Consider the following 4347-nt stretch of genomic DNA (forward strand, 5'->3'; position numbering starts at 1 on the left):
CAGGAACGCAAGCTCTTCGATCGGCTGAAGGACGCCTTCGGCGGGTAAGGCTGCGGCCGGGCGCGATCCGTCTTCTCACTCCCATCTCTCGAAGCGCAGCACCTCGCCCAACTTGCGCTTCGGCACGCGCACGACCCCATCTGCATCGCGCGTCACTGCGACAGCGCCGTCCGCATCGTAGGCTACCGCATCTTCCGCCGGATAGCCCAGAGCAATGACCCCGTAGATCTCCAAGCCGGCCGGAATGCGCAGCAGGTCGCGCACCGCGTCGCGATTCACCGAGCCGATCCAACAGCCGCCGATGCCGCGCCCGTGCGCCGCGAGGAGCACGTTCTGTGCGGCGGCGGCGCAGTCGGAGGTGTAGCTGCGGTTGACCTCGGGATCAGCCAGAATGACGACATACGCCGTCGGCCGCATGCCCTGAGGCGGATCCCCCGCTGCGGCGAGCCAGGCGACGTGGTCGAACATGTAAGTCACCGGATCGTCCTCGGATACCGCGAGGAATCGAACGGGCTGGCGATTACCCGCGCTCGCCGCGAGCCGGCCTGCATCGGCGATGGATCGCAGATCATCCTCAGGCACGGGGCGCCGGGTGAAGCGGCGGATAGTGCGGCGAGTTGCGATGGCTTGGTCGAGGTCCATCATTCGGCCTCCAGTTCGTCGTCGGCGAATGGATTCGCGTCCGGGCCCAGGGCGAGCGGGCGAAACGAGGCGGTGCGGACGAACGCCTTGATCTCGTCCGGAGTCGGGAGCGCGGGAATGACGCCGGCGCGCTGGGTTGTCAGCGCGCCCGCGGCGTTGGCCGTGGTCAGCATATCGTCCAGGTCTTCCGCCGTGAGGGCGCGGTAGTCCCCGCATCGTAAGAGGCCCGCGAGCATCGCGGCGACGAAGCCGTCGCCCGCGCCGAGCGGATCGAGCACGTCAACCGCGAACCCCGGCAGGTACCCACGCGCGCGGCCGTTATCGTAGTAGCAGCCCTGCTCGCCGCGCGTGACGACGACGAGTCCGGGCCCCGCCTCGAACACTTTCTCGCTGCCAGCTTCGAGATCGGACGTGCCGGTGATGAACTCCCACTCTTCCTCGGCGATCTTGACGACATCGGCCGCGGGCATCGCCTTCCAGATCCACTTCTCGGCCTCGTCGGCGGAGTCCCACAGCATGAGGCGCAGGTTCGGGTCGTAGGAGATGAGAAGCTCGTTGGCCTGAGCGATCTCCACCGCGCGCAGGGTCGCCTCGCGGCTCGGGGAATGGCTCAGGCTGACCGAGCCGAAGTGAAGCACGTCCGCGGAAACCATGTAGTCTTCGTTGATATCGTCGGGGTGCAGGAGGATGTCGGCGCCGGGATTGCGGTAGAAGAAGATGTCCTTCTTGCCGTCGGAGCGCGTGGCGTTGAAGGCGAGGGTGGTGCGACTTCCCGGTTCGCTGACGAGGTGCGTCGCATCCACGGAGTTCTCGGCCATCGTCGCCCTGAGGAATTCGCCGAAGGGATCGTCCCCGATCTTGCCGACGAATCCGGATGACACGCCGAGGCGGGCGAGGCCGACGGCAACATTGGCCGGGGCGCCGCCCGGGGCGCCGACCAGCGGCGGGCAGTTGGACAGGCTCAAGTCCTTGGCCGTCGACACGAAGTCAATGAGGAGTTCACCAATGCAGACGGCGTTCGGCATGCTGGCGCTCACCTCCCGGCCTCTCGCGGACTACGCGGATGGCCTTCTAAGGGCAGGAGCAGAGCTGCTGCCCTACGAAATTACTGCGTCAGTATGAGTACTCCTCAGACACCCCAGCCGGAGCACGCGTCGCGGGCGTCTCCCGGCGTGACGCTCCGCGCGGTGCTCCTGGGGTTAGTGCTGATACCCCTCAACTGCTACTGGGTCATCGTCGTCGAGGTGCGCTGGTACACGCTCGACGGAAGCTGCCTGCCTCTATTCGTGACACCGGTCTTCATGCTTGCGCTGGTGACCGTGGGCAACATCCTCGTCGGCAAGCTCGCCCCGCGGCGCGCGCTGAGACAGGGCGAGCTGCTCACCGTATACATCATGCTCGTCATGTCGGTGACGATGGCGGGCCACGACACACTGCAGAACATGTTCGGCCACATCACGCACTATGCCTGGTACACCTACCAGCACCCGGACCTCAAGTGGCCGCAGACCTTCGGCGCCCTGCTGCCGCGCCACCTCCAGGTGATGGACGTCGAAGCCCTGCGCGGCTTCTACGAAGGCCACTCGACGATGTACCGCTGGGCGAACCTGCGACCGTGGCTGGCGCCGCTGGCGTGGTGGTCGGCATTCGTGCTCGTCATGGTCATGATGATGCTGTGCCTCAGCGTGCTGTTCCGCCGCGCCTGGACCGAGCACGAGAAGCTGTCTTTTCCCATCATCCAGCTGCCGCTCGCGCTCACCGAGCGGGGCGCCGCGACCTCGTTCTTCCGCTCGCGGCTGATGTGGATGGGGTTCGCTCTCGCCGCCGCCATCGGCATCCTCAACGGGCTCCACATGTTCCGCCCGACGCTGCCGTTCCTCAATGTGCGCTATGACGAAACGCGCATCGAGTTCCGCACCTGGCCGTGGAACGCGGGCGGCAACCTGCCGATGTCGTTCTATCCGTTCGCCGTGGGGCTTGCGTATTTCCTGCCGCTCGATCTCTCGTTCTCGTGCTGGTTCTTCTACCTCTTTCGCAAGCTGCAACACGTCGGCGGCGCGATGGTCGGGTTCGACCGGTTGCGCGAGTTCCCGTATATCCCGGCACAGTCGTCGGGGGCGTGGCTGGGGTTGGCGGCGGGTCTGCTGTGGGTCGCGCGCGGCTGGCTGTGGCAAGTCTTGACGACGGCGCTCGGACGCGGGCCGTTGGACGACAGCAAGGAGCCGCTGCGCTACCGCTCGGCGCTGTTGGGCCTCGCGGCGGGGTCCGCGTTCCTCATGGCGTTCTGGCGCTATGCCGGCATGTCCGCCTATGTCATCGCGCTCTTCTTCGGGCTCTACTTCCTGCTCGCGCTCGCCATCACCCGGGTGCGCGCGGAACTCGGCGCGCCGCATGAGATCTATCACGTTCATCCGGCGCAGATCCTGGTCACCGCGATCGGCACGCGCGGCCTGGGCCCGCGCAACCTGACCGGCATGGAGCAGACGTACTGGCTGAACCGGTGCTACCGTAACCACCCGATGCCGACCCAGATGGAAGCGTTTAAGATGGCGGAGACCGCCGCGATTGACGGCCGCCGATTGTTGTGGGTGATGCTCGGCGCCACGTTCGTCGCCATGCTCGCCACCTACTGGGCTCACCTCCACGAGTCCTATCAGAGCGGCGCCATGGCCAAAGATCTCGGCTTCAAATGGTGGGCGGGAAGCTCGGCGTTCGGCACGCTGCAGAACTGGCTTGAGTTCGGTGAGCCGGCGCAGGCGGGCAACCGCATGGCGATGGCGGCGGGCTTTTTGCTCGTGACCGGGCTGCGCGTCCTGCGCTCGCGGTATCTGTGGTGGCCATTCCACCCCGCGGGGTACGCCCTGGGCGTAAGCTTCGCGATGGACTATTTCTGGTTCGCCTTCTTCATAAGCTGGGTGGCGAAGCTGCTGCTGGTACGCTACGGGGGCATGCGCACGCACCGCGCGGCAATCCCGTTCTTCCTCGGCCTCATCCTCGGGGATTACACCATCGGCTCGATCTGGGCCATTATCGGCCCCGTCGCCGATGTCGAGACCTATCAGATATTCATCCGCTGACGTGGATTTGTCTCCGGCACCGGCGCGCGCATGGCTGCCGGCGCATCGGGAATACGCGAGCGCACCGCGTGCGGACGTGGGAAGACGCGCCAGCTTGTCCGCCTCAGGCGACACGCGCCGCCTTGACCTGGGTGGGCGCAACCTGTAAGGTACCAGGAGAGGACGCAAGCGGAATCGCGCCGGGCCGCGAACTGGGGGCGCTGCCTCGCGGTTGTGCAGGAAAGGAGACGACGTAATGGGTTGTGGTTGTAGCTCGAAAGCGAAGAAGTGCGCCGGCTGCGGCGCGGAGATCAAGGGTCAGCCGTACAAGAAGGACGACAAGGCGTACTGCTGCAAGGGCTGCGCCGAGAAGTCCGGCTGCAGTTGCTAGGGCGGGATTCGAGGCCGGCAGCGCCGTGAGGTGCTGCCGGCCTTTTGCTTTGTGTGGCTCGCGAGAGAGACGGCGCGGTGAGGCGACCGTGCCGTCGCGAAGGGATCACGTGGCAACTGCAACCGAGCAACTCCGGCGCGCGCTCAGGGCCGCGGAGAAAGAGACGACGGTCGAGGTTGACGGTCGCGAGGTGCACGTCAACCATTTGGACAAAGTCCTATGGCCGGAGCGCGGCTGGACCAAGGCCGACCTCATCGA

At 66.1% G+C, this 4347-nt stretch carries 3 protein-coding genes; 1 reads left to right on the forward strand and 2 read right to left on the reverse strand.

All coding sequences use genetic code 11. The features are described 5' to 3' along the window. Positions 1 to 75 precede the first annotated feature (75 nt). Both JSV65_05935 and JSV65_05940 read right to left on the reverse strand, forming a co-directional pair. Complete coding sequence (locus JSV65_05935) at positions 76 to 645, reverse strand: nitroreductase family protein (protein UCH35892.1); 570 nt, start codon at positions 643 to 645, stop codon at positions 76 to 78. After that, positions 642 to 1667 carry a carbohydrate kinase gene (locus JSV65_05940; protein UCH35893.1) on the reverse strand — a complete coding sequence of 342 codons (1026 nt, stop codon included), beginning with the start codon at positions 1665 to 1667 and terminating at the stop codon, positions 642 to 644. The genes JSV65_05935 and JSV65_05940 overlap by 4 nt, the downstream gene beginning before the upstream one ends. 147 nt (positions 1668 to 1814) lie before the next feature. On the opposite strand from JSV65_05940, the gene JSV65_05945 reads away from it, so the two are divergent. Next, a complete protein-coding gene (locus tag JSV65_05945; protein UCH35894.1) occupies positions 1815 to 3719 on the forward strand; it encodes a hypothetical protein in 1905 nt (634 codons plus the stop codon). The last annotated feature ends 628 nt before the right edge of the window (positions 3720 to 4347 follow it).

Source organism: Armatimonadota bacterium (assembly GCA_020354555.1).
Classification (GTDB): domain Bacteria; phylum Armatimonadota; class Hebobacteria.

Excerpts from the sequence above, each read along its gene's own strand:
- JSV65_05935 (UCH35892.1), bottom strand. The coding sequence starts at position 645 with ATGATGGACCTCGACCAAGCCATCGCAACTCGCCGCACTATCCGCCGC.
- JSV65_05940 (UCH35893.1), bottom strand. The coding sequence starts at position 1,667 with ATGCCGAACGCCGTCTGCATTGGTGAACTCCTCATTGACTTCGTGTCG.